Origin of the sequence: Streptomyces sp. NPDC014623 (assembly GCF_043088245.1) — a bacterium.
In the GTDB taxonomy this organism is placed as follows: Bacteria; Actinomycetota; Actinomycetes; order Streptomycetales; family Streptomycetaceae; genus Streptomyces.
Genome location: NZ_JBIBZU010000020.1, coordinates 43,571 through 64,149, shown reverse-complemented (window position 1 = coordinate 64,149; position 20,579 = coordinate 43,571). Strand labels below are relative to the sequence as shown.

Sequence of the window (20,579 nt, the reverse complement as noted above, 5' to 3'; positions counted from 1 at the left end):
TACGTCAGATTCCGCAGCCGGAGGCCGACCAGAAGTGGTTCGGCCCCTGGTTCACATGGATGTGGTCGCTGTGGCCGGCGTAACCCGGGCCGAGGATGCCGTTGAAGCCGTGGTTACGGGCCTGCTTGGCGATGGTGCACAGCGAGTGCGGTCCGGCACCGAGGTCCACGGCGTCACCGTAGAGGTGACGGCTGTTCGAGGCTCCCCCGACCGCGGAGTTGCAGGAGGTGGACCTGAAGCCGCTGGTGACCCGGAGGGACTGGTCGCCCAGCGCGTGCCGCAGGGCCTGCAGCTTCCACATGCTGCTCAGGGCGTTGGCCTTGGCCGTGCCCGCGGCGACCGCTCCGCCCGCCCAGGTGCTGTTGCACTTGTTGAGCTCGGCATAGGTGAAGTTGACGGGGGTGCAGTCGTCGTCCTGGAGCGCGTAGAGCTTGGACTGCGTGGCCGGCCCGGCGACGCCGTCCGCGGTGAGGCCGTACGCGGACTGGAAGCGCTTGACCGCGGCCGTGGTGGCGGGGCCGTACGAACCGTCGACCGCCAGTACGGAGTTGTACCCCGGGTAGCCGGCGACCCGGATCTGGAGCTGGGTGACATCGTTGCCGGTGGCGCCGGGCGCCAGGGTGCGGGTCCAGGTGAAGCAACCGTCGGCCTGCGCGGTACCGGCGGTGACGACTGCACCACCGACAGCGAAAGCCATGGTCATGACAAGGCCGAGCAGCAGATGTGCGGTACGTCTGAGCATGGGGATCTCCCTGCACGATGAGGCGTAGAGGTGAGGTGTGAGGACGAGCCTGGCGGACGGGTCGACGCGCGTCAACCACGCACCGGGAAACATCGGTTGACGAAACCTCCGTCCTCTCCCACACCGCCGTGCGCAGGAGCCCCGCACCACCGTGTGCGGAGGAGGGGCCCCGCGCACGGCGGGCCCCTCCGTACGGGGATCAGTCGTTCGGGACGACCTCGTAGCGGGGCGTGCCCTCCGCCATCTGCTTCAGCGCGTCCTTGCGGTCCCGCTTGGAGAGCCGGTCGATGTAGAGGTAGCCGTACAGGTGGTCCGTCTCGTGCTGGAGGCAGCGCGCGAAGTAGCCGCTGCCCCGCACCTTCACCGCGTTGCCCCGGGCGTCCTGGCCGCGCACGACCGCGTAGTCGGGGCGCGGCAGCGAGGCGTACGCCGTGGGCACGGAGAGGCAGCCCTCGTTGGAGTCGTCGAGGTTGCGCTGCTCCGGCGCGAGATCCTCCAGCACCGGGTTGCAGATCGCACCTACGTGCCGCACCCCGTCGTCGTCCGGACAGTCGTAGACGAAGACCTTGCGGTCCACACCGATCTGGTTGGCGGCCAGGCCGACGCCCTCCGCCGTCCGCTGACTGGCGAACATGTCGTCGATCAGTTGCGCGAGCTCGTCGTCGAACTCCGTGACGTCACTGCACTCCTTGTGCAGAACCGGGTTGCCGACCACCGTGATCGGGCGGGAGGTGCCGCGCTCCCGGTGCGCCGCCTCACGCGCCTCGCAGTCCTCGGTGTCCACGAGGAACCCCTCGTCGTCCACACCGCTCTGCTCGTCCGTCTCCTGCTGCGACATGTCCGCCGTACGCCTTCCTGCAAACCTGAACCCGTGAGTACCCGCACCGCAATCGGTGCCCGTACAGCCTACGGGCACCGCTCAGCAGACTTCCTCCAGATCCCGCCACTCACGGCTGTCCGGGCTGTCCGCCACCCAGCCGTCCAGCAGGCCGCGCACCAGCCCGGCGGGGGCCGCTATTCCGCACTCACGCTCGGGTACCCACAGGTCACCGGCAGTGCGGTGGCCCAGGGGCCCGGGGTGGCCGGGCTCGCTGTGGTCGTGCGGGTCCAGATGCTCACCGTCGCCCTCGTCGCTGTCCATCCTGCTCTCCGAACAGGCGCGGCAGAGCAGCCGGACGGAGGACGACCAGTCCTCGGCGGCGAATCCGGCGTCGGAGGCGAGCTGCTCCAGCGCGTCCCGGTCGGCCTCGGTGGCGGCTTCCAGGAGGACCACCCAGGTGGGGACGGGAGAGGGCGCCCACAACTCGATCTCGTCGAAGACCGGGTACGACGGTCCGGCCGCCGTGACCCGCTCGCCGTTCGGCACCCCGTCGTGCAGGACGACCTCCCCCCAGCGCCGCCCCGAGGACGGCAGCGGGATCGACAGCACTTCCATCCGCGCCGGATCGAGCCTGCGGCCCCAGACGACCTCGGCCTCGCCCTCGGGCGAGAGCCGCACGGCCGCGCTGCCCAGCTCCATGCCCGTCGGCTCGCTGTTGGCCACCGCGGTGTGCTGGCCACTGCCCGGTACCCTCAGCCCGTAGGCCTGCCAGGCCCGCCGCGCCAGTGGCCAGTCCTGGAGCGCGGTGGCGGCGATCCCGACGTTCCACCAGTCCGGAGCTCCGGACTCCCGGTCGAGCAGGGCCACGGCGCGCAGACCGGCGGCTCTCGCCTGTTCCCAGTCGTGCCGGAACTTGTGCAGCAGCGCCAGGTTGAACCAGGACTCGGAGAGCCAGGGCTCCAGGTCCGCCGCGCGTGTCAGCAGGGCCCCCGCGTCCTCGTACCGGCCGTCGCCGATCAGCGTGAACGCGCGGTCCGTGGCCTGCCGCCAAGAGGCGGACGGCCGATGCCGTACCTTCCCGAAGATCCTCACGATTCCCGCCTGTCCCGACTGGACACCCACGTTTCCGCTCTCCTTCGCATCCAACCATGCCTGGCCGGACGCTCGCTCATTACCCATGGGTTACCCGGCCCCGGCAGGGGTCGGGCCGCCCCGCGCCAGGACCCGGGCCAGTGCTTCCACCACCTGGGGCTGGTAGTCGCGGCCGGTGCCGAGCCTGAGCTGCTCCAGCGCACCCAGGGGCCCTTTCACGCCTTCCCCGCACAGGTCGTCGTACGCGTTGACCGCACGGACGATCCTGGCGGCGGTCTGCTGCTCCCGGTACGGATCAGCCTGCTGCTCCACCACCACGGCGACCGCGGGATCCACGCCGGTCCGACGGGCCACCGCCCCTCCGAGCAGCGCTATCCGGCGCTGCTCCTCGGCCGGGAGGACGGCGGTCGCCCCGCCGGCCACCGGATCGACGAGGGAGAGCTGGCCGATGTCGTGCATCAGCGCCGCGTACTCCAGGACGGTCAGCTCGGGGCCGGCGAGCCCCAGCTCCCGCCCCACGGCCGTCGAGAGTTCGGCCACCCTGCGGGCATGCCCCTGCGGGGTGTAGCCCGCGATCTCCGTGGACCGCGCCAGGGACGCGATGGTCTGCCGGTACGTCGTGTGTACGGCGGCGCACCGGCGATAGGAGATCTGGGTCAGCAGCAGCGGTACGCACAGCACCGGCAGGGCCCACAGACCCGCGACGGCGACCCCGAGCGCCATCACGGCACCGGTCGCGCAGACCGCCGGGCCGATGCCGCCGAGCGCGCGGAGTTCGTCGCGCAGCTGCGGTCCGTACGGGCGGGACGTCTCCGCCGTGAGGGCCGCGAGGACGGCGTCGCAGAGGGCGGTGAGGACCAGCAGCACGAGCAGGAAGAGCGCGAAGTACGGCCCCTCGCCGAACCACCGCTCCGGCCGGCCCGAATGGTGGAGCGGCTGGAAGCACACGGCGGCGAAGGCCACCACCAGCACACGGCGGGCGGCCTGGCCGGGTCCGGGCCCGCTGCCGCGCGCCGCATGGGGCACGGAGGCCAGCAGCTGTGCCGCCACGACGACGGTGATCACCTGGAGGGCACCGTGCGCCGTGTCCTGCCCGCCGCTGCGTCCGAGCAGTGCGTACGCGAGCGCTCCGGCCGCCCCCAGGGGCGCGGGCTCGCGCTCCTGGGGCAGAGCGCCCCAGCGGGCCAGCTCCCCGACGGTGACCAGCACTCCGAAGGCGAGGGCGTGGCCGGGCTCCACGACCCCGTTCCACAGGGTGTGGCCGAGGGCGACGACCGCGAGGACCAGTGCGGCGCCACGGACCGCGAGGGCGGCCGGCGGCAGGCGGACCGGGTTCACCGGGGCCGCCCCGGCCCCGGTGAACCGGCGGGCGGACGTGCGCCCGCCCCCTGCACCGGCACTCCTGGCGGCTCCTCGTCCGAGGTGACCGTGCCGGCCGCGGCGGACCAGCCGTGGCGGTCCAGGGCGCGTGCCAGCGCCCGCACCACGCGCGGGTCGAACTGGCTCCCGGCGCAGCGCCTCAGCTCCTCCACAGCCGCGGGGACGGGCCGCCCGCGCCGGTAGGAGCGCGTCGAGGTCATCGCGTCGAAGGCGTCCGCGACGGCGACGACCCGGGCGGACTCGGGGATTCCGTCACCGGCGAGACCGTACGGATAACCGCTGCCGTCGAGCCGCTCGTGATGGTGCAGGATCGCGGCACGCGCCTCGTCCAGGAAGCCGATGCCCCGGACGATCTCGTGGCCGTACTCCGGATGCAGTTCGATGACCCGGCGCTCTTCGAGGGTGAGCGGCCCGTCCTTGCGCAGGACCCGCGTCGGGACGCCGAGTTTGCCGACGTCGTGCAGGATGCCGGCGAACCGGAGAGCTTCGATCCGGCTCTGCTCCATGCCGAGTTCATGGGCGATCAGCTCGGAGGCGCGGCCCACCCGCTCGCTGTGGCCACGGGTGTAGCCGTCCTTGATGTCGACCGCCTGGACGAGTGCCCTGACGGTGGAACGGTGAGCGGCGTGCCCGCGGTGGTACTGCGCGAAGACCCAGCAGGAGATGTACATCGGCAGCAGGACGGCCAGCGCGGACAGCGGCCCGTAGGGGCTCCGCCACAGGACGGCCATCATCAGGCCCGCGAGCGCGTGCACCAGATGCGGCCCCACGGAGCGGGCCGGCAACCCGCGCCAGGCGTGCCTGACGGCCACGCGCTCGGCTGTGGCGAGGATGCCGCCGTCCAGCGCGGCCAGGACGAGGCTGAAGGCGAGTGCGGCGGCGCAGGCCGGGAGGAGGGCGTACGGGAGGTCGGGCAGGGCGCCCCCGGAGGAGCCGCCGAGCGTGGCGGGGCCGCCCAGGAGTGTGTAGGTCCAGGAGGCCGCACCCACGGCCAGTGCGAGCTCGGCCGCCCGCCAGACACGGCGGGCGGCGGCGGGCGGACGGTCCACCCTGCCCGCGAGCGCGCCGGGTACGGCGACAAGAGCGGCGGCGGACGGCGGCAGCAGGAACGCCGCGGTGAGGAGCAGCGGAAAGAACGATCCGGCACCGACCGGGACGGTGCTGCCGAAGACGCGGAAGCGGCCGGGGAGTTCACAGGCCGGGCAGAGCGCGGCCAGGAGACAGAGCGTGCCCCAGGAAGTCGCACTCCCCGGGGACAGTGCGGGAAGGACGCAGACAGTGGCGCAGACCATCGTGCACAGGAGGTAGACGCGCGCCGCCCCCGGTGTGCTCCTCACCCGCCTCACCCGCCCTCAGCCTGGTCGATGGAGGCGCCAGGCTAGCGAGTCGGGGGTGGGCCAGGGCCCGAACGGACCGGATTACCGCATTCGGGTGACCGGACGGGGGTTCATCACTCGTTGTGCGACCGTCCGGCCGTCACTCCGCGGCGGCCGGACGGTCGGCGCCGCCCACGGCCACGTCCTGCTCGGGCACCGCCTGCCCCGAGCGGATCAGGTCGATCCGTCCCATCACCTTCGAACGCAGGTCGGCGGGGACGTCGTCCTGTCCGCAGCAGCGCTTGACCAGTTTCTTCACGGCCTGCTCCAGGCCGTACTTCTCCAGGCACGGGGAGCACTCCTCGAAATGCACCTCGAACTTGGTGCAGTCGCCCTCGGGCATCTCGTGATCGAGAAACTCGTAGAGATGATCGAGAACCTCTGAGCAGTCCGTCTCGTGCGGCTCTCCGCAGCTCATGAGGCCGAGCCTTTCCTGTCGTCCGACTCACCGGCTCCGGCCGGAACGAGCCCGCGCTCACGCGCGTAGTCCTCCAGCATGCCGCGCAGCTGACGGCGCCCCCGGTGCAGCCGGGACATCACCGTACCGATGGGTGTCCCCATGATGTCCGCGATCTCCTTGTAGGCGAAGCCCTCCACATCGGCGAGGTACACGGCGATGCGGAACTCTTCGGGGATCGACTGCAGCGCGGACTTCACGTCGGAGTCCGGCAGGTGGTCGAGCGCCTGGGACTCCGCCGAGCGCAGGCCGGTCGACATGTGCGACTCCGCACGCGCCAGCTGCCAGTCCTCGATCTCCTCGGCGCCACTCCGCTGGGGCTCCCGCTGCTTCTTGCGGTACGAGTTGATGAAGGTGTTGGTGAGGATGCGGTACATCCACGCCTTGAGGTTCGTGCCCTCACGGAACTGATGGAAGGAGCCGTACGCCTTGGCGTACGTCTCCTGCACCAGATCCTCCGCGTCCGCGGGATTGCGCGTCATGCGCAGCGCGGCCGAGTACATCTGGTCCAGATACCCGAGGGCGTCCCGCTCGAAGCGCGCGTTGCGCTCGGCAGTCGTCTCCTGCGCACGGCCGTCGTCGGTCCCTGTGTCGGTCCCAGTGACCGGACCCACCTCCTCCAACGATGTGGCGGAACCGAAACCGGACCCGCTCGCATCGGAGAATAGTCGACCTTGCTTGCGAGCGGGCTGTCGATCGGATCCGCCCGGACCGTGCGCCGGAGTGCTCCTGGCCGCGTGGAGCACCGTCCACTCCAGCTCTGCGGCGTTCGAGCGGCTCGGGCAAATGGTCGAACCCATGCGACGGACTCCCTCTCCACGTAGGACGTTGCTGCACCGACATCACCCACAACAGTCGCCCCGCACGGCGCATTCCCGGAGCTCGCGCGGGTCCGGGGGCTAAGCCGCCGGGAGCCCGTCCAGCCACCCGGCCACCGCACCGGTGAGGAGGTCCATCGCCTGATCCTGGGTCAGCGGCACCTTCTTCGGCACGGCGAAGCCATGATCCGCGTACGGCACCTCGACGAGCCCGTGCTCCCCCGGAGGAAACTCTTCCGGCCGCCCGAAGGGGTCCCGCCCGCCCTGCACCACAAGGGTGGGGACACCGGTGCCGAGCAGTTCGTCCGCACGGGACTTCCCTGGCCTGCCGGTGGGGCCCCCTTCGCTCGAGCGGAGGTGAGAGCTCGAGGCAGGGTGCAGCGGGAAGCTCAGGGCGAGCACCGCACGGGCCCCGAGTTCCGGCGCCGTACGGCAGGCGACCCGGGCGCCGGCGCTGCGTCCCCCGGCGACGACGGGAAGCTCCGGGGCGGTCAGCGCGGGCCACAGCCCCCGCCAGCCGGTGTCCAGGGTCCGGGGCGCCGGCGCCAGCCTCTTCCCGGCCACCCGCCACGGCTGCTCCACCAGTGCCACGGTCACCCGGCGGCCCGGCAGCACCGTGGCCAGGGCCTGGAGGTCACGGGCCTCGATGCCGCCACCGGCTCCGTGGCCGAGGGCGAGTACGAGACGGGCCCCCTTCGCGGGGAGCCAGGTGATCCTGGCCTCTCCGGCGTCCGTGCCGACACTCTCCGTCTTCCGCGCTGTCCCTGTCGTACGGCTCACGCGCCCATCCTGCCGGTCAGAAGAGCGTGCCCGCCTCCGGCGCGGCCAGCTCCTCCAGGAGTTCCGGGCCGTTGTTACGGACGTTGCTGACGGCGGTGCTCACCGGATAGGCCCGCATGAGTCCGCCCGGCGGCGGCTCCAGCAGCGCCCTCAGCTCCTCGACGCCGGTGTGCGAGGGGTCGAGCCAGTCGTCCCAGCGGTCCTGGGTCAGCATCAGCGGCATCCGCGGGTGGATCTCGGAGAGCGAGGCGGGCCCGTCCGCGGGCGCCACGGCGAGCGGGGCCGTCTCCGCCTCGGTGGTGATGACCGAGCAGGTCGCCCACCAGGCCTGCGGATGGTCGTCGGGCAGTGTCCGGTCGTGCCAGAACTCGTACAGGCCGGCCATGGCGAAGACCGAGCCGTCCGCGGGCGTCACGAAGTACGGCTGCTTGCGCGGCCGCTTCTTCTTCCCCTTCTCCTCCAGCTGCCGCTCGTCGGCCCCGGTGACCCACTCGTAGTAGCCGTCGGCGGGCAGGATGCAGCGCCTCGACACGAAGGGGCGGCGGAAGGACGGCTTCTCGTGGACGGTCTCCGCACGGGCGTTGATCATGCGGGCACCACCCTCCGGCGACTTCGCCCAGGACGGCACGAGTCCCCACTTGAGGGCGCGCAGCTGGCGAACCGGACGCTGGTCGTCTGCGTCCTTCACAGGACGGTCCAGAACCGCGTAGACCTCCTTGGTCGGCGCGACGTTCCAGTCGGGCTCCAAGGTTTCCGCCCGTTCCCATGTGTCCACACCGAAGAGTCCGGTCAGGTCTTCCGGCCGCCGGCTCGCTGCATACCGTCCGCACATAAATGCCAGACTGCCACGACCCGCCGTCGAGTGGACACCTCTCCCCCGAGCATCAAGGAGCCGCCCGCACCATGGACAGCACCGCACTGGGCGATCTGTGGGATCGCGTCTTCGGCACCCAGCCCGCTCCCGAGCAGTGGCTGGTGGTCGTCACGGCCACGGTGGCGCTCGTCGCGGTGGTGCCGAACCTCATATGGCGGCTCTCGCGCAACGCCATCACCATCGCGCACGAGGGAGGGCACGGCCTGGTCGCCCTGCTCACCGGGCGGCAGCTCTCCGGCATCCGGCTGCACTCGGACACCAGCGGCCTCACCGTCAGCCGCGGCAGGCCCACCGGCATCGGCATGATCCTCACGGCGGCGGCCGGGTACACGGCGCCACCTCTGCTGGGACTGGGCGGCGCCTGGCTGCTGGCCGACGGCCGGATCACGCTGCTCCTGTGGCTGGCGACCGCACTCCTGGCGGTGATGCTGGTGATGATCCGCAACCTGTACGGGGCGCTGACGGTCATCCTCACGGGCACGGTCTTCCTGCTGGTGTCCTGGCTGACCCCGGCCGACGTCCAGTCGGCGTTCGCGTACACCGTCGTCTGGTTCCTGCTGCTCGGCGGCGTGCGCCCGGCGTTCGAGCTGCAGTCCAAGCGCCGGTACGGCGGCGCACCGGACTCGGACGCCGACCAGCTCGCCCGGCTGACGCACGCACCGGCCGCGATCTGGCTCTTCCTCTTCCACGCGGTGTCGCTCTGCTCGCTGACCGGCGGCGGACGCTGGCTCCTCGGACTGTGAGGGTGCGCGAGCGGGGAGCACGCCGTTACCACCCTTGCGTTACACGCCGGTTTCGTCCTTTTTATTCAGGATCTGGGCTTGCGGTGAGCCACTAAAGTGAGGGGCATGACCGAAAGTTCCGTGCACCCCGCCCTCTGGCCCGCCCCCCGAGCGACCGGAGCCGTCGACGCGACCGTCACCGTGCCCGGATCGAAATCGGTCACCAATCGCGCCCTCGTCCTCGCTTCCCTGTCCTCGGAGCCGGGATGGCTGCGCCGCCCCCTGCGTTCCCGTGACACCCTGCTGATGGCCCAGGCGCTCCGCGCGATGGGCGTGGGCATCGAGGAGGGCGTGGGCCCGGACGGCTCGGGCGAGGCCTGGCGGGTCATCCCCGCCGGTCTGCACGGCCCGGCCCGGGTGGACGTCGGCAACGCGGGGACGGTGATGCGTTTCCTGCCGCCCGTGGCCTGCCTCGCGGACGGCCCCGTCCACTTCGACGGGGACCCCCGGTCCTACGAGCGGCCCCTGCACGGCGTGATCGGCGCGCTGAAGTCCCTGGGCGCCCGCATCGACGACGACGGCCGGGGAACTTTGCCGCTGACCGTGCACGGCGCGGGCGCACTGGACGGGGGCGCGGTGTCCGTCGACGCCTCCTCGTCCTCCCAGTTCGTCTCCGCCCTGCTGCTGTCCGCGCCCCGGTTCAACCAGGGGGTGGAGGTGCGCCACACGGGCTCGGCCCTTCCGTCCATGCCCCACATCCGGATGACCGTCGACATGCTGCGTTCGGTCGGCGCCCAGGTCGACGAGCCGGAGTCGGGCGGTGAGCCCGACGTCTGGCGGGTCTCCCCCTCCGCCCTGCTGGGCCGCGATCTGACCGTCGAGCCCGACCTGTCCAACGCCCAGCCGTTCCTGGCCGCCGCACTGGTGACCGGCGGCCGCGTGACGATCCCCGACTGGCCCCTGCGGACCACCCAGCCGGGTGACGCGCTGCGCGAGATCTTCACCGCGATGGGTGGCGCGTGCGAGCTGACCGAGCGCGGTCTCACCTTCACCGGCTCGGGCACGGTCCGCGGCATCGACATCGACCTCGGCGAGGTCGGTGAGCTGACGCCGGGCATCGCGGCCCTCGCCGCCCTCGCGGACTCCCCGTCCACCCTGAGCGGTGTCGCCCACCTGCGGCTGCACGAGACGGACCGGCTGGCGGCGCTCACCAAGGAGATCAACGGTCTCGGCGGTGACGTCACGGAGACCGCCGACGGCCTGCGGATCAGGCCGCGCCCGCTGCGCGGCGGCACCTTCCACACGTACGACGACCACCGGATGGCGACCGCGGGTGCGATCATCGGCCTCGCCGTGGCGGGGGTGGAGATCGAGAACGTCGGCACGACGGCCAAGACCCTGCCGGACTTCCCGGACATGTGGACCGGCATGCTCGGGGAGCCCTCGGGCGCCGTCGGTGTCTCGCCCGGTGCGACCACCGCCTCGCCGGCCAGGCGCGGGGTCTGAGGCATGCGCCGCTACGGGAAGAACCCTGACGAGGACGACATCCGCGTCCGCCCCAACCCCAAGGGCAACCGGCCCCGCACCCACACACGCCCCAAGCACGAGGACGCCCAGGACGGCATGGTCCTCACCGTCGACCGCGGCAGGCTCACCTGTCTCGTCGACGGCCGCGCGGTGACGGCCATGAAAGCGCGCGAACTGGGCCGCAAGGCCGCCGTGGTGGGCGACCGGGTCTCCCTGGTGGGTGACCTCTCCGGCGACAAGGACACTCTCGCGCGCATCGTGCGGATCGGCGCGCGTACGTCGGTGCTCCGCCGCACGGCGGACGACGACGATCCGTTCGAGCGCGTGGTCGTCGCCAACGCCGACCAGCTGGCCGTCGTCACCGCGCTCGCCGACCCCGAACCCCGCCCGCGCATGATCGACCGCTGCCTCGTGGCGGCGTACGACGGCGGGCTCACCCCGCTCCTGGTACTGACCAAGTCCGACCTGGCCTCGGCGGACAAGCTCCTGGAGGCGTACACCCCGCTGGGTGTCCCCTACATCGTGACCAGTCGCGAGGAGCTGGAGAACGGCGACGCCGCCGACCGGGTGCGGGAGCTGCTGAACGACCGGGTGACCGCCTTCGTGGGGCACTCCGGGGTCGGCAAGACGACACTGGTCAACGCCCTGGTGCCGAAGGACCGGCGGCGGACGACCGGAGTGGTCAACGCCGTGACGGGGCGTGGCAGGCACACCACGACGTCGGCGCTCGCGCTGCCGCTGCCGGACGGCCGCGGCTGGGTCGTGGACACTCCTGGCGTGCGGTCGTTCGGGCTGCACCACGTCGATCCCTCCCGGGTCATCAACGCCTTCCCCGATCTCCAGCCGGGTACGGAGAACTGCCCGCGCGGCTGCACCCATGACGGCCAGGAGCCGGAGTGCGCCCTGGACGCGTGGGTGGCACAGGGGAGCGCCGATCCGGCGCGGCTCGACTCACTGCGGAGGCTGCTCTCGACCCGCGAACGGCGCGAGGGCGACTGAGGGAACGGCGGTCGGCTCCGGCGCCCGACTCGCGCACGTTTGCGGGTTCCCACGGCTGGTAAGGGCATAATCGCGCAAGCGGGACGAAGCGTCACCTATGTGGGAGGCACTGACGATGGCGTGGTTGCTGGTCGTGGTCGCCGGACTGCTGGAGACCGGCTTCGCCGTGTGTCTGAAGCTTTCGCACGGGTTCACCCGGATCTGGCCGACGATCGCGTTCTGCGCGTTCGCCCTCGGCAGTTTCGGTCTGCTCACGATGGCGCTCAAGAAGCTCGACGTGGGCCCGGCCTACGCGGTGTGGACGGGTATCGGAGCGGCGGGGACCGCGATCTACGGGATGGTCTTCCTCGACGACGTGGTCTCCACGCTCAAGCTGGTGTCGATCTCACTGGTGATCATCGGTGTGATCGGTCTGCAGCTGTCCGGTTCGGCGCACTGAGCCCACGCGACGGGCCGGCGCACTCCGCCGGGACCAGGGCGTACGACAGGACGAGCCGGAGCGCGACCTCGCAGGCCATCGCCGGCTCCACGGGGCCGCACGGCGCAGAGCCGCCCTTCAGCACGGTCACGGCCCGGTCCCCGACGGGCGCGAGCGGCTCGGTGGGCGCGAGCGGTGCCGTACCGGCCGGGGCCCCCGGGCCGGGTGAGCACTCGTCCCGTACGCCGGTGAACAGTGCCTTGACCGGGGCGTCCGCGCGGGCCGCCCGGACCGTCCGGCGGACGGGTTCCAGCAGCCCTCCCTCTGGTGCGGTGGGTACCGAGTGCCTGTGCGCGCCGCCGGGTGATCGTCGGCCGCACACCGGTCCGGTGCGTGGGCCGGACCGTCCTTGCCGGCGGGCCCGTGGCGGAGGGCCTGCCGGGAGACCCCTGCCCGGGCCGCCACCTCGGCCATGCGCACGGCCGGCCGGGGCCGCGTGGAGAGCGCCGGGTGCGCGGAGTCCAGCAGGACTTCTCGCACTGAGGGCATCGTCGCCTCCTCTGCTGGGGGCCCGCGCGTCGCGGCCGCCGCCCGGACGCGACCTGGGCCCCGCCCGGGTCCGTGTAGCCCGGGCGGGTGGCTGTGGATACTGTGAACGGCATGCCCGATTACCACGATGATCTGCGCCTGGCCCACGTACTGGCGGACGCCGCCGACGCGGCGACGATGGACCGGTTCAAGGCTCTGGACCTCAAGGTCGAGACCAAGCCGGACATGACTCCGGTGAGCGAGGCCGACAAGCACGCGGAGGAGCTGATCCGGGGTCACCTGCACCGGGCCCGTCCGCGTGACGCGATCCTCGGCGAGGAGTACGGGATCGAGGGCAGCGGGCCACGGCGCTGGGTCGTCGACCCGATCGACGGCACCAAGAACTACGTACGGGGTGTGCCCGTCTGGGCGACGCTGATCTCCCTGATGGAGGCGGGCGAGGACGGTTTCCAGCCGGTGGTCGGTGTGGTGTCCGCCCCCGCCCTGAACCGCCGCTGGTGGGCGGCGAAGGGCGCCGGCGCCTTCTCCGGCCGCAGCCTGACCTCCGCGACGCGGCTGCACGTGTCGAAGGTCGAGAGGATCGCGGACTCCTCGTTCGCGTACGCCTCGATGACCGGCTGGGAGGACCAGGGGCGGCTCGACGGCTTCCTGGACCTGACACGTGCCTGCTGGCGCACCCGGGGTTACGGGGACTTCTGGCCGTACATGATGGTCGCCGAGGGGTCGGTGGACATCTGTGCGGAGCCGGAGCTCTCCCTGTGGGACATGGCGGCGAACGCGATCATCGTCCAGGAGGCCGGCGGGCGGTTCACCAGCCTGGACGGGGTGTCCGGTCCGGGCGGCGGCAACGCGGCGGCGTCCAACGGGCTGCTGCACCACGAGCTGCTCGGCTATCTCAACCAGCGCTACTGACCGGGGCCCCGGCCGGCGCCGGGAAGCCCTGCCTGCCGGGCCTCCCGTTCGTCCTCTGCCACGAATGGCGCGACGGCTCACGCCTCGCGAACTCCCGTACCCACACCGAGAAGGGAGACCCGGCACCGGTCCGCGCAGGTCGACCGGCGAAAGAATTCTCATGCGCACCGTGACCGGTTGCGTCGCCGGGAGACCGTGCCCGGCACGGCCCGCAAGGGATCACCGAGCACCGAGAGCCCGGCCGGGTTCCGTCACGTGGTGGAGCAGCCCTTCGCGCTGCTCCACCACTTCAAGAGCCTGGCCGTCCGACGGAAGCGTCGCACCGAATTCCACGGCGTGTTCACACCCCGGCCTGCAGCTTGCCGGAGACACCGCGAGGAGGCCCGACGCCGATCACGTCATGGAATCACCGGTACGGAACTCCACCCACGCATGACGAGCCCTCGAAAACGGCCTTGAAGGTCACGCCCCCGCGGGATTTTCCAACCTCTTCTCGCAGTACTGCAACTGGGTATCACCTTCATAGGTGGCGACCTGGAGCACAATATTGCTTATCTTGTTATTCGCACCTGTGGTGTTCATGTAGGTGCTCCAGGTTTTGTACGTGCCGTACCCGTCCAAATTCTTACGCCATGAGTAGTAGATCCTCTTGCCCGTGGTCCACTGCTCAGCGAGCCTGACGCGAACATGGTGGCCGTCCGGCTTCTCGTCGTAGAGCTTGATCGTGATACCGGTAACCGTCCCTGTGTAAGGCCAGTTCGCGATATTCACGGATCCGCTCGAGCTGAGCGGAGAGGTGGCGCAGCTCCCATAGGCGGTAGCAGCGCTTGCGGGCCCCACCCCGAGTACCGAAAACAAGAGGGCCCCGCCGGTCAGCATGCCGACTTTCGCCATTTTATTCATTGATTCCCCCGATGAACCGAAATGCACCGGCCCAGATTCTCCGCGCCAGCTTTCCAGTAGTTGATCTTACAACTGCCCCTCGAGTGCGTCAATGGATTAGATTTCGCCTAAAAGCGACACAACGAGAGCACCGAGAATATTTCATGCTTTCGATTGGCGATACGGACCCTGCCCTGTGCAGCGAGGTCTTTCCAACCCGGTTCCAGGCGTGGCCGGCTGGGGCGGCAACGCAGCGAAGCCCCTGGCCGATGGCTTCTCGGCCAGGAGAGCCGTCTCCACCAGAGGCTTCGCCTGCTTGCCCGCCCGGTCGGCGCCGACGTGTCCAGCTGCACCTTTCGCGCCCCGGCTCGGCGGCTGCAGCCGCGCCGCCGCGTGACCGGCTCGCGCCGGCGACGGCTGAGTACCGGCCGCCAGACGGTGGACCGCAAGGCACACAGGGGACTTGGTACGCGGAGCGCGCAGGACGGGCTGCGGCCGATCGCCGCGCCGCCTCCTCGACTCCGCACACGAGGGGATGTGCAGGCGGAACCACGGGGCCGAGCTCCGTGGGACCGCGGCGCGCCTGGTTCCAGAACGCAGGTTCCCCAGGACGTGGACGGACCGCCGTTTCCCGTCGGCACTTCGGTCCGCAGCACCTCGAAGCGTGCGACCACAAGCGGCTCGTCCGCCTCGTCATGCAGGACACGGTCCGAGCGGAACACTTACGCCAGGCCGCAATCACGACTGATCGCGAGGACGGAGGCCCCGCCCCCAGGAGCCGTCTCGACCTCCGCGCTGTTTCGAGTGAGGCAGGCATGACGCGTCACCCCGTACGGGCGCTGTGACCTCCGCGCTCCCGTGCGCCTCCGGATCGAGCGCACGCCCCCTTGTCCGGCCCCCTTCGCGGTGCGACTCTGGGAACCCCCACTTGTGAACTTGTGAATCGCCTCACGCAGGCCCTCACAGGTCGCTTCCGAAGGAGGTGGCTCCCCGCATGCTCGTCCGCGACGCCATGAGCACCCTGGTCCTCACCATCGGCCCTGCCCATACGCTCCGTCAGGCGGCCCGGCTGATGTCGGCCCGACGTGTCGGAGCAGCTGTCGTGCACGACCCTGACACCTGCGGGCTCGGCATCCTCACCGAGCGCGACGTCCTCGACGCGATCGGCGCCGGGCTGGATCCCGATACCGAGACCGCGTCCACCCACACGACCACCGACGTGGTCTTCGCCACTCCGGTCTGGACCCTCGAGGAGGCCGCGGAAGCCATGACGCACGGTGGCTTCCGGCATCTGGTCGTGCTGGACGGCGACGGCCCCGTGGGCATCGTCTCGGTGCGCGACATCATCAGGTGCTGGGTGCCGGACAGACGACATGCCGCCGGCCTGACAGCCTGACTTTCCCCGTTTCCGAACTGCGCACCCCTCCCGGCCCCGCCGACGCCGGTGGGCCGGGTCCCCGGACGACCCGGGGAGTCCGGCCCCACCGCCGACGACAAGGGCTACTGGTCGCGCAGGGCCTGGACCGCGACCTCCAGCCGCTTGCCGAAGTCTCCGTCGGCCTGACGGAAGTTGCCGATCGCGCGGTCGGCGATGTCGTCGCGCGAAACCTTGGAGATGAATCCGGCGAGGTTGTCGATCAGCCGGACCTTCTCGTCCTCGGACATGAGCCGGTAGAGGTTGCCGGCCTGCACGAAATCGTCGTCCTCGGCGTGGAGCGGCGTCTCGTGGTTGCCCGTTCCGCCCGTGACGGGGACGGGCTGCCAGAGCGGCCGGTTCGTCTGGACGGGGCCGCCGAAGCTGTTGGGCTCGTAGTTCTTCGACCCCTTGTGCCGGCCGTCGTACAGATAGCCGTCACGGCTGTTGGTGCGCGCCTCGGCGGCGTGCGGGCGGTTCACCGGCAGGTGGTCGGCATTGATGCCGACGCGGTAGCGGTGGGCGTCGCCGTACGCGAAGAGACGGCCCTGGAGCATCTTGTCGGGGGAGGGGCCGATGCCGGGCACGAAGTGCGCCGGGCTGAAGATCGACTGCTCGACCTCGGCGAAGACGTTCTCCGGGTTGCGGTTGAGCTCCAGCTTGCCGATCTCGATGGGCGGGTAGTCGGCGTGAGGCCACACCTTGGTCAGATCGAACGGGTTGAAGCGGTACGTGGCCGCCTCCGCCGCCGGCATGATCTGGACCTGCACCGTCCAGGAGGGGAAGTCACCGCGCTCGATGGACTCGCGCAGGTCGCGCTGGTGACTGTCCGGGTCGACGCCGGAGAGGCGGACGGCTTCCTCGGTGGTGAGGTTCTTGATGCCCTGATCGGTCTTGAAGTGGTACTTGACCCAGAAGACCTCGCCGGCCTCGTTGTTCCACTGGAAGGTGTGCGAGCCGAAGCCGTCCATGTGACGGTACGAGGCGGGGATGCCGCGGTCACCGAAGAGCCAGGTCACCTGGTGCGTGGACTCGGGGGACAGACCCCAGAAGTCCCAGACGTTGTCCGCCTCCTGCGACCCGGTGTACGGGTCGCGCTTCTGGGTGTGGATGAAGTCGGGGAACTTGATGGCGTCCCTGATGAAGAACACCGGGGTGTTGTTGCCGACGAGGTCGTAGTTGCCCTCTTCGGTGTAGAACTTCAGCGCCCAGCCGCGGGGGTCCCTGGCCGCGTCCGCCGAGCCGAGGTTGCCCGCCACGGTGGAGAAGCGCAGGAAGGTCTCGGTCCGCTTGCCGACCTCCGAGAGGAACTTCGCCCGGGTCCACCGCGAGACGTCCCGGGTCAGCGTGAAGGTGCCGTACGCACCGGCGCCACGGGCATGCACGACGCGCTCCGGAATGCGCTCGCGGTTGAAGTGCGCGAGCTTCTCGAGGAGCGCCTGGTCCTGGACGAGAACCGGTCCACCTGGGCCGGCGGTCTCGCTGTTCTGATTGTCGGCCACCGGAGCGCCGGCCTCCGTGGTGAGCGGTCCCTGAGTCACGCGCGCCTCCTGCGTCATGTCCGCACAGCGTCTTTCCCCGTGCGGCCCGTCTTCGGCCGCAGCCTGCCCTTGGCCGATATGTTCACGATCCTATAATGGACTTTGTCTAAGTCAAGCTGACATCCAAAGTAACACCTACTCGGAACTCGCCCTTTCCGCTGCTAGGCTGGGCTTCATGAGTGACCTCCTGGAACGACTTCGTGGACGCGGCTGGCGCATGACGGCGCAGCGGCGCGTGGTGGCCGAGGTCCTCGAGGGAGACCATGTCCACCTGACGGCGGACGAGGTCCACGCGAGGGCCGTCGAGCGGCTGCCGGAGATCTCCCGCGCCACCGTGTACAACACCCTCGGCGAGATGGTCACCCTCGGGGAGGTCATCGAGGTCTCCACCGACCGCCGGGCGAAGCGGTACGACCCGAACGCCCACCGCCCCCACCACCACCTGGTGTGCGGGCGCTGCGGAGCGATCCGCGACGTACATCCGGCCGGCAATCCGCTGGCGGACCTGCCGGACACCGAACGCTTCGGCTTCACGGTCTCGGACGTCGAGGTGACCTACCGCGGCACCTGCCCGAACTGTGCCGTCACGCCCTGACGGGACGGGCGGCCCCGCACCGGGTTTCCCGCGTCAGGCTTTCCGCGCCGGGTGGCACTTGCGGGGCGCGGGCTCATGCGTGGCACGCAGGGCCGGCTTCGCACGGACATACGTCGGAGGCCCGGATCCTTGAAAGGATCCGGGCCTCCGGCTTTCAGTAGCGGGGACAGGATTTGAACCTGCGACCTCTGGGTTATGAGCCCAGCGAGCTACCGAGCTGCTCCACCCCGCGTCGTTGTGAGTGCAACACTACGGCACCCCTGCCGACCTGAGCAAATTCGTTCACCGGTACGCCCCCGCGCAGCCGTGAGCCGGCAGGCCCGTCATCACGCGGTGAGCTCCTGCTGCAGCGCCTCCAGCAGACGCGCGGCCCGCTCGGCCACCTCCGCCGGCCCCAGCTCGACCGCCCTGGCACACCAGCGCTGCCCCTCGGCGAGCTCACCACGGCGGGCGGCGAGGAGGGCGAGACGCAGGGCGGCCCGGCCGTGCCCGTCGTTGGCGGCACGGCTCCACCACAACGCCGCCTCCCGTTCGCTGCCCTCACGGGCGAGCAGCAGGCCGAGGTTGAAGGCCCCGTTGCGGCTGCCCGACTCCGCCGCCTCGCGGTACCAGCGCGCGGCGCCGGCCATGTCACCACGTGCGGCAGCGAGCATCCCGGCCCTGACCTGGGCACGGCGGTGACCCTGCTCGGCCGCCCTCTCGTACCACTCCTCGCACTCGGTCCTCTCCGGCATCGGCTCCCCCAGCGCGGGCTGCCCCGGTACCGGCTGGCGCAGGTCGAGGAGACCCGCCAGCCGGAAGGCGGCCTCGGCGCTGCCGCCGCCCGCGGCGCAGCGCAGGTGGCGCTCGGCCTCGTGCTCCTTGCCGTCCTGGAGCAGAGCCATGCCCACCTGGAGTGCGGCATCGGTGTGCCCGGCCGCAGCCGCCCGCTGGTACCAGCCGAGCGCCGCGCCCTCCTCGTCCCGTCCGGCGTGCAGAATTCCGAGGTTGAAGGCGGCGTCCACACTGCCCGCCTCCGCCGCCTTGGAGAACCACGGCTCGGCCCCGGTCGCGTCCCCTGCCTGGAGCAGCAGCACGGCCAGCGCGTTCGCCGCCTCGCGGTGCCCTGCGTAAGCAGCACGGCGGTACCACTGCTCGGCCTGCGGTATCCGGTCCTGGGCGGCGCAGAGCAGTCCGAGGTTGTACGCGCCGTTGACGTCACCCGCGTCCATGGCGGCCCGGTACCAGCGCTCGGCGGTCTGCTGCTCACCCCTGGCCGCGTGCAGTGCGCCCAGCGCGTTGGCCGCGTTGCCGTCGCCGTCCTGGGCGGCACGCAGCCACCACACGGCCGCGCTCTCCTCGTCACCCGCGTCGCGCAGCAGGAACCCGAGGGCGCAGGCCGCCCGGGGTTCGCCCTCCTTGGCGGCGGTGAGATACCAGCGCCCGGCCTCCTTCAGTTCTCCGCGCTGTTCGAGGATGGCGCCGAGATGCAGTGCGGCACGGCGGTGACCGCGCGCCGCGGCCTGGCGGTACCACTGCTCGGCCTCGCCGACCCGTCCGGCGTCCGGGCCCGCGACAGGACTGTCCCGCTTCACGGGCGTACCGGCGTCCAGCCCCCGGCGGCCGTCCCCCATGACACGGCCCGGACCGAAGGCATCGTGCGCGTCGCCGACGGCCGTGCGCTCGATCATCCGCGCCAGGCGGTACGCCGCCTCCCGGTGCCCCTGCTCCGCGGCGGCGCGCAGCCAGCGCTCGGCGCCGGCGTCGCCGCGGTGCTCCAGCAGGTCGGCCAGTGCGTACGCGCCCAGCGCATGACCCTGCTCGGCGGACTGGCGCAGCCAGTACTCGGCTCCGGGCTCGTCCCCGCGCTCCCTGAAGTGCCGCCCGAGGGCATGTGCAGCGGCGGCGGAGCCGGCGACAGCGGCGATACGCCACCACCCGGCTGCCTCGTCCGCGTATCCCCTCTGGTGGAGGAGCACACCGAGATTGTTGGCCGCGGCCCGGTCGCCCTCCGCGGTAGCCGCGCGCAGGAAGGGCTCCGCACCGTCCAGGTCACCGCGTCGCAGCAGGAGAGCACCCAGGACGCTCATCGACGCCGTGTCACCGGCTTCCGCGGCGCGGCGGTGCCGCGCCTCTGTCTCGTCGGCGTGATCCGTGGGGTCGGTGGTGTCCGTGTTCTCGTCGGCGCCCGCACCTTCGGTGCCGCCGAGGCGTTCGGCGCGGCCGGGCGTGCCGGCGATGTCCGCGGTGAGGACGGTGACCTCGCGGGCGCCGTCGGCGGTGTCAGCGGTCCCGGCGGGGACAGCGGCGAATGCCGCATCTGCCACGTTTTCCGTCGTTCGGCCGCGTCGCTGCACAAACCGCCCTGTCTCCAACAGAGTTGCCCTGTCCCCCATAAATACCATCGTCGCACCACCTGCAACCCGCGTACACCTGGTATATCGCGGCCAGTGAGGTCACTTCAGCGTTTTGTCGACATGCCCACAGAGAGACAAGTGAAACATGACTGAGTTCAACTCGTGCCCCGCGACCCGCACTTCACTCCGACAACTTGAGAAAAGACCTCGCGGCACGACGAAGGCCCGGATCCCTTGGGATCCGGGCCTTCGCCTTTCAGTAGCGGGGACAGGATTTGAACCTGCGACCTCTGGGTTATGAGCCCAGCGAGCTACCGAGCTGCTCCACCCCGCGTCGTTGTGTTC

Annotated in this window: 19 protein-coding genes and 2 tRNA genes; 7 read left to right on the top strand and 14 right to left on the bottom strand. The window is 70.9% G+C overall.

The window, feature by feature from the left end:
• Window positions 1-4 precede the first annotated feature (4 nt).
• The 9 genes from ACF1FZ_RS27530 to ACF1FZ_RS27490 form a co-directional block, all read right to left on the bottom strand.
• Window positions 5-742, bottom strand: a complete 738-nt coding sequence (locus tag ACF1FZ_RS27530) for a D-Ala-D-Ala carboxypeptidase family metallohydrolase (RefSeq protein ID WP_391776081.1) — start codon at window positions 740-742, stop codon at window positions 5-7.
• A 199-nt stretch (window positions 743-941) separates the two neighbouring features.
• Window positions 942-1,580, bottom strand: coding sequence for a peptide deformylase (gene def, locus ACF1FZ_RS27525; RefSeq protein ID WP_391776080.1), 639 nt, complete (start codon window positions 1,578-1,580; stop codon window positions 942-944).
• An 81-nt stretch (window positions 1,581-1,661) separates the two neighbouring features.
• Complete coding sequence (locus ACF1FZ_RS27520; protein WP_391776145.1) at window positions 1,662-2,654, bottom strand: tetratricopeptide repeat protein; 993 nt, start codon at window positions 2,652-2,654, stop codon at window positions 1,662-1,664.
• Window positions 2,655-2,744: 90 nt separating this feature from the next.
• Window positions 2,745-3,992: an HD-GYP domain-containing protein gene (locus ACF1FZ_RS27515; RefSeq protein WP_391776079.1), complete on the bottom strand. Its 1,248-nt coding sequence runs from the start codon at window positions 3,990-3,992 to the stop codon at window positions 2,745-2,747.
• Complete coding sequence (locus ACF1FZ_RS27510; protein ID WP_391776078.1) at window positions 3,989-5,371, bottom strand: HD-GYP domain-containing protein; 1,383 nt, start codon at window positions 5,369-5,371, stop codon at window positions 3,989-3,991. Before ACF1FZ_RS27510 ends, ACF1FZ_RS27515 begins: the two co-directional genes overlap by 4 nt.
• Before the next feature lie 139 nt (window positions 5,372-5,510).
• A complete protein-coding gene (rsrA, locus tag ACF1FZ_RS27505; RefSeq protein ID WP_391776077.1) occupies window positions 5,511-5,828 on the bottom strand; it encodes a mycothiol system anti-sigma-R factor in 318 nt (105 codons plus the stop codon).
• Window positions 5,825-6,481 carry a sigma-70 family RNA polymerase sigma factor gene (locus tag ACF1FZ_RS27500; RefSeq protein ID WP_391776076.1) on the bottom strand — a complete coding sequence of 219 codons (657 nt, stop codon included), beginning with the start codon at window positions 6,479-6,481 and terminating at the stop codon, window positions 5,825-5,827. The genes rsrA and ACF1FZ_RS27500 overlap by 4 nt, the downstream gene beginning before the upstream one ends.
• 285 nt (window positions 6,482-6,766) lie before the next feature.
• Entirely contained in the window at window positions 6,767-7,465 is a 699-nt protein-coding gene (locus ACF1FZ_RS27495) for an alpha/beta family hydrolase (protein ID WP_391776075.1), read from the bottom strand.
• 16 nt (window positions 7,466-7,481) lie between these two features.
• The gene (locus ACF1FZ_RS27490) at window positions 7,482-8,297 is read right to left on the bottom strand and encodes an SOS response-associated peptidase (protein ID WP_391776074.1); all 816 of its coding nucleotides are present in this window, start codon (window positions 8,295-8,297) and stop codon (window positions 7,482-7,484) included.
• 71 nt (window positions 8,298-8,368) lie between these two features.
• Here ACF1FZ_RS27490 and ACF1FZ_RS27485 point away from each other — a divergent pair, with 71 nt between their 5' ends.
• The 5 genes from ACF1FZ_RS27485 to hisN all read left to right on the top strand — a co-directional run bounded on the left by ACF1FZ_RS27485 (window position 8,369) and on the right by hisN (window position 13,466).
• Window positions 8,369-9,082: a M50 family metallopeptidase gene (locus ACF1FZ_RS27485; RefSeq protein WP_391776073.1), complete on the top strand. Its 714-nt coding sequence runs from the start codon at window positions 8,369-8,371 to the stop codon at window positions 9,080-9,082.
• Between the two features lie 105 nt (window positions 9,083-9,187).
• A complete protein-coding gene (gene aroA, locus ACF1FZ_RS27480; RefSeq protein WP_391776072.1) occupies window positions 9,188-10,567 on the top strand; it encodes a 3-phosphoshikimate 1-carboxyvinyltransferase in 1,380 nt (459 codons plus the stop codon).
• Window positions 10,568-10,570: 3 nt separating this feature from the next.
• Window positions 10,571-11,587: a ribosome small subunit-dependent GTPase A gene (rsgA, locus tag ACF1FZ_RS27475; protein ID WP_391776071.1), complete on the top strand. Its 1,017-nt coding sequence runs from the start codon at window positions 10,571-10,573 to the stop codon at window positions 11,585-11,587.
• A gap of 115 nt (window positions 11,588-11,702) precedes the next feature.
• Complete coding sequence (locus ACF1FZ_RS27470) at window positions 11,703-12,026, top strand: DMT family transporter (protein WP_391776070.1); 324 nt, start codon at window positions 11,703-11,705, stop codon at window positions 12,024-12,026.
• 639 nt (window positions 12,027-12,665) lie between these two features.
• Window positions 12,666-13,466, top strand: a complete 801-nt coding sequence (hisN, locus tag ACF1FZ_RS27465; protein WP_391776069.1) for a histidinol-phosphatase — start codon at window positions 12,666-12,668, stop codon at window positions 13,464-13,466.
• 462 nt (window positions 13,467-13,928) lie between these two features.
• On the opposite strand, the gene ACF1FZ_RS27460 is transcribed toward hisN, so the two are convergent.
• Window positions 13,929-14,237 carry a hypothetical protein gene (locus ACF1FZ_RS27460; protein WP_391776068.1) on the bottom strand — a complete coding sequence of 103 codons (309 nt, stop codon included), beginning with the start codon at window positions 14,235-14,237 and terminating at the stop codon, window positions 13,929-13,931.
• A gap of 1,105 nt (window positions 14,238-15,342) precedes the next feature.
• On the opposite strand from ACF1FZ_RS27460, the gene ACF1FZ_RS27455 reads away from it, so the two are divergent.
• On the top strand, window positions 15,343-15,744 hold the full coding sequence (locus tag ACF1FZ_RS27455; RefSeq protein ID WP_391776067.1) for a cyclic nucleotide-binding/CBS domain-containing protein: 402 nt from the start codon (window positions 15,343-15,345) through the stop codon (window positions 15,742-15,744).
• Between the two features lie 104 nt (window positions 15,745-15,848).
• On the opposite strand, the gene ACF1FZ_RS27450 is transcribed toward ACF1FZ_RS27455, so the two are convergent.
• Entirely contained in the window at window positions 15,849-17,303 is a 1,455-nt protein-coding gene (locus ACF1FZ_RS27450; protein WP_391776066.1) for a catalase, read from the bottom strand.
• Between the two features lie 175 nt (window positions 17,304-17,478).
• Between ACF1FZ_RS27450 and ACF1FZ_RS27445 the strand changes: the two genes are divergently transcribed.
• Entirely contained in the window at window positions 17,479-17,898 is a 420-nt protein-coding gene (locus ACF1FZ_RS27445; protein ID WP_391776065.1) for a Fur family transcriptional regulator, read from the top strand.
• Window positions 17,899-18,056: 158 nt separating this feature from the next.
• Here the strand turns inward: ACF1FZ_RS27445 and ACF1FZ_RS27440 are convergent.
• From ACF1FZ_RS27440 to ACF1FZ_RS27430, 3 genes are all read right to left on the bottom strand, one after another.
• Window positions 18,057-18,130 (bottom strand) — tRNA-Met (locus tag ACF1FZ_RS27440).
• 94 nt (window positions 18,131-18,224) lie between these two features.
• Window positions 18,225-20,282, bottom strand: a complete 2,058-nt coding sequence (locus ACF1FZ_RS27435; RefSeq protein ID WP_391776064.1) for a sel1 repeat family protein — start codon at window positions 20,280-20,282, stop codon at window positions 18,225-18,227.
• 212 nt (window positions 20,283-20,494) lie between these two features.
• Window positions 20,495-20,568, bottom strand: a tRNA-Met gene (locus ACF1FZ_RS27430).
• Between the last annotated feature and the right edge of the window lie 11 nt (window positions 20,569-20,579).